General features: G+C 38.3%; 4 protein-coding genes. 1 reads left to right on the forward strand and 3 read right to left on the reverse strand.

The window, feature by feature from the left end:
- Positions 1-106 precede the first annotated feature (106 nt).
- Positions 107-1,723, forward strand: a complete 1,617-nt coding sequence (locus JOC49_RS12940) for a sensor domain-containing diguanylate cyclase (RefSeq protein ID WP_204665457.1) — start codon at positions 107-109, stop codon at positions 1,721-1,723.
- A gap of 35 nt (positions 1,724-1,758) precedes the next feature.
- On the opposite strand, the gene JOC49_RS12945 is transcribed toward JOC49_RS12940, so the two are convergent.
- From JOC49_RS12945 to JOC49_RS12955, 3 genes are all read right to left on the reverse strand, one after another.
- Positions 1,759-2,268, reverse strand: a complete 510-nt coding sequence (locus tag JOC49_RS12945; protein WP_204665458.1) for an ImmA/IrrE family metallo-endopeptidase — start codon at positions 2,266-2,268, stop codon at positions 1,759-1,761.
- Positions 2,269-2,284: 16 nt separating this feature from the next.
- Positions 2,285-2,758, reverse strand: coding sequence for a GAF domain-containing protein (locus JOC49_RS12950; RefSeq protein WP_204665459.1), 474 nt, complete (start codon positions 2,756-2,758; stop codon positions 2,285-2,287).
- A gap of 409 nt (positions 2,759-3,167) precedes the next feature.
- The gene (locus JOC49_RS12955) at positions 3,168-3,815 is read right to left on the reverse strand and encodes a hypothetical protein (protein WP_204665460.1); all 648 of its coding nucleotides are present in this window, start codon (positions 3,813-3,815) and stop codon (positions 3,168-3,170) included.
- Between the last annotated feature and the right edge of the window lie 107 nt (positions 3,816-3,922).

A 3,922-nucleotide genomic window follows, 5' to 3' on the forward strand; every position in this document is an offset into this window, starting at 1 on the left:
AAGGTGTCTGTGATTCATCTGAACTATAGATTTGAAATTATCAAAGAACATTCGGGGTTGGTTTTAAACCTTAACCCTATATTTATCTTACAAGGTGGCGATCAATATGGGTGTAAACTCTAACAAAATAATTAACTATGTAAATACGCTATTGAATGATGCAACTATACCACCTGAGGTCCCAAATGAACTTCGTGATGTTGAGGGTATTTTTGAAATTGATCATACAATCCGTAATTTACGACAGGCCATTAAATTAGTAGGTAACGGAGATTTATCTGAACAGCTTATAGGCAAAGGCTATTTAATGGGTACCGTAAAAAGCCTGCAAGCAACCCTTAGAAATTTAATATGGCAAACAAAATCCATTTCTGAAGGAGACTTTTCACATCGCGTGGATTTTTTAGGTGAATTTTCAGATTCGTTTAATAGCATGGCCAGAAAACTTCAGCAGACAATTAGCGACTTAAATGACGCCAGAGCATTATTTGAATTGTTCTTTGACACAATTCCCGATGCAACGATGATTGTTTCAAGTAAAAATTTAGAACTTTTTAACTGTAATCAAGCATTTGCTGATATGATTGGTCTTTCAAAAAATGAGATATTAGGATGCAGCTTAGAGAAATTACGTATCTTTAGTGATGAAAACCAATTGAAGGTATTTAAAAGGGCAATTAGCGAAACAGATCATGTGATGAACTTATCAATTAATCTAGGAAGTTCTGAAGAACGTACGATATATGGTCTTCTTTCCACGGCTGTTATCTGGATTAATAATGAAAAATACATTCTGAGCGTCATTAAAAACGTAACGGAATTAAAACTTCTGGAAAACAAACTCAGAGAAAGTGAAGAGAGGCATCGACTGATTGCAGATAATGCAAGCGACGTCATTTGGACGATGGATTTAAACGGCAGATTCACTTATTTAAGCCCGTCAGTAGAAAAGTTCAGAGGTTATACCGTTGAAGAGGTCATGAAGCAGTCCAAAGAGGAATTATTGTGTCCTGATTCACTCGCTCTAATGGAGAAGGGGTTAGAGGATGCTATCTATTATGTGCAAAATAATTTGCCCATTAAAGTATTTAGGGGAGATATGGAGCAACCTTGTAAAGATGGCAGTACGGTATGGACGGATCTAACGGTTTCAGGGATATATGATAAAGAAGGCCAGTTTTTAGGTATGTTAGGGGTCTCTAGAAATATTACAGATAGAAAAAAGATGGAAGAAGAAATCACAAGACTCACAGAAGTAGATCGATTAACAGGGCTTTACAATCGCTATAAACTTGATGCGGTATTAAAATCAGAAATAGAAAGATCAAGAAGAAGTGATTCTGTTTTTTCGATTATTCTTCTTGATATTGATGATTTTAAGAAGGTAAATGACGGACATGGTCATATTATTGGTGATTCAGTTCTTAAAGAGTTTTCGGAGATTATAAAGTCTTCAATTAGAAAGAATGATACTGCAGGACGATGGGGCGGTGAAGAATTTATGATTATTTTACCAGATTCTGACTGTGATGGTGGTATGGTTTTAGCTGAAAAGTTACGGGCTAAAATCAATGAACATAAGTTTGACGCAGTTACTCATATGTCTGCTAGCTTTGGTGTAGCTTCATTCGAAAAAGAAATCTCAGGTATAGAGTTAGTTGCTAGAGCAGATAATGCTATGTATCGGGCAAAGCGAACTGGTAAAAATAAAGTATGTAGATAAATAAAAATAGCTGTTTCCAGAAACCTCTAAAACAGTTATTTTAAGAAATTCAGTTTTGGTAAATGTATATCATTTAAAATATGCCCATTAAGTTTCATGGATGACACCTTCAGCGCCACCAGATTGATATCTATGCTAAGCTCTTTAGCAATCTGCTCTATATCATATCCTTCATGTGCATGAGTCAGTATGCGATCATCAGGCAGTAATATTTCTGCAGCAAATAAGTTGGCTTCATATTCAGGTCTATTCTTCATATCATAAAGGGCAAACTCTTGAAGGCAGATGAGCTTTGCGATTTCTTGATGAAGCTGATCATGTCCAAGTTCATGCGCACAAACAAGGCGTTTGGTATCAGAATCAAGCTGCTCATTTATGATGGCAAATCGGTTTTTCTTTAGGTATTTATACATACCTTTAAGGCTGCCAAGGTCAGCAAATACCACATAAACGCCAACTGCCTTACAAAGCTCAAATGGATCGCGCGTATCGTATTTTTTTATAAGACTTTCAGCTGTGTTTTTAATAAAATCTCTTTTGGCCATAAAGATTTATCACCCCCTAGCATAAATAGTATAGCAAACAAACTATCCCATAAACAGGACAGTGACTATTGATTAGAAGAATCAGAGTCGTTGTCTTTTTTGTATTTTTTGGGTGATTGTCTTTGAAAAGGGGTATAACGATTTCGCTGTTTGAAAAAAGATCGCAAGCAATATGACCAGGGTATTGATGTACATCTGGAACCACTATTGTCTTTTGAGTTTGTGCACTGTCACCACAAACCCCTTTACCGATTTGAATACGCGTTACTGCAGGTTTACCCCAGAATGGTCCTAGAACCAGTTCTTTGCCATCGTAAAGATAAAAACCAGCCCAGTTGAGCTGTGGCATGAGAAAGCCCAAAGTAGCAGCAGCATTTGCGGCATTCGCTATCCAATTATCTTCCGTCTCAAAGAGCTTTAAGAGCTCGTTTTTTATATAAGGGTACAGAACTTCAGGTGTGTTGTTAGGTGCTGGATACATACAAGCCATGTTAACCTCCTATTAAATGTATTTTCAATAACGTAAGTATAAGCTTAATTGAGCGTAATATGTAATAGCAATACTAAACAATCTCATCGACATACTTCCACAATTTCTGAATGTAGCCACATACCTATATGGAAGCTCCCACATCTTCATCACTTGAACACATTAGAATTACCTGCTTTCAGATTTATGAGCTTACTGATTTCCATTTTGGTATGTGGCTCGGTTAATTCAGGAACCATCATCAAACGGCTTCCCGAGAAACCGTTCGATATCACTTCGAGAAGCGTTGTATCGATCACCGTAATAAATCGGTTTGATTGTCTGCTCGCCAACTTTGATGCTGATGCTTTTCTATTCGTATTATGTCCTTTCATTAATGATCAGGTGGTCAGGCCCCATGATCTTTTTCTCAATTAGGCGTCGACTTAAAAACCCGACTCGTACTATCCCAAAACAGCGTCGCCCTAAGACTGTACACCGGTTCATAATCCTCATAAGTCAACTCAAACACATGCAAAACATCATCTGCAAAAAAGAAAGCATCCCGCTCACCAAACGCGACATCGGAAACCGCCACATTCGTCCAGCCCCCCCTAGTCAGATCAAATCGCTCAATCCCATAAGCCGTAAAACCTTGATAAGTCACACTTCCGATATACAAAACCTCAAGTCGCTCATCTAGTCCATTCAGCAAATGAATCGTCACCCGATCCGCCATAAACGTCTTTTGATGCTTCACTTCAAGCGTCGCAGCATCGCAAATCAGCACCACCGTCCTATCGAGCCCCGCCGCATGCGGAACATCGAGCACCTTAAACTGAACCAGCATCTCCTCCGCACCCACTTCGGTAAAAGCGCCATAGTGTATAGAATCCAGCTCTAGCAGTTGTTCCAATGCCTTATCACCCATCGCCTCCAAATAATCATCAAGGCTCCGGTCCACTTCAGCGATAAGTCGCGTATTCATATCCATCATTTCAATTGGTTTTGGCGTGCATCCTGCAAAAAGTATCATGACACTTGCAATTAATAAGATGCTTATAGTTTGTCTCAACATCATTCACCCCTAATACCTAAATTCCACGTGTGTTTTTTATTAGCTTCAAAAATCACTATTTCACGAAGAATTTAGACTGCTTCTCACACATGGTAACATTATTTACA

It is taken from the genome of Fusibacter tunisiensis, from assembly GCF_016908355.1.
Lineage (GTDB): Bacteria > Bacillota > Clostridia > Peptostreptococcales > Acidaminobacteraceae > Fusibacter_D > Fusibacter_D tunisiensis.

Bases quoted from the DNA above. Each gene is read 5' to 3' on its own strand.
- JOC49_RS12940 (WP_204665457.1), top strand. From the start codon at position 107: ATGGGTGTAAACTCTAACAAAATAATTAACTATGTAAATACGCTATTG.
- JOC49_RS12955 (WP_204665460.1), bottom strand. From the start codon at position 3,815: ATGTTGAGACAAACTATAAGCATCTTATTAATTGCAAGTGTCATGATA.
- JOC49_RS12950 (WP_204665459.1), bottom strand. From the start codon at position 2,758: ATGGCTTGTATGTATCCAGCACCTAACAACACACCTGAAGTTCTGTAC.
- JOC49_RS12945 (WP_204665458.1), bottom strand. From the start codon at position 2,268: ATGGCCAAAAGAGATTTTATTAAAAACACAGCTGAAAGTCTTATAAAA.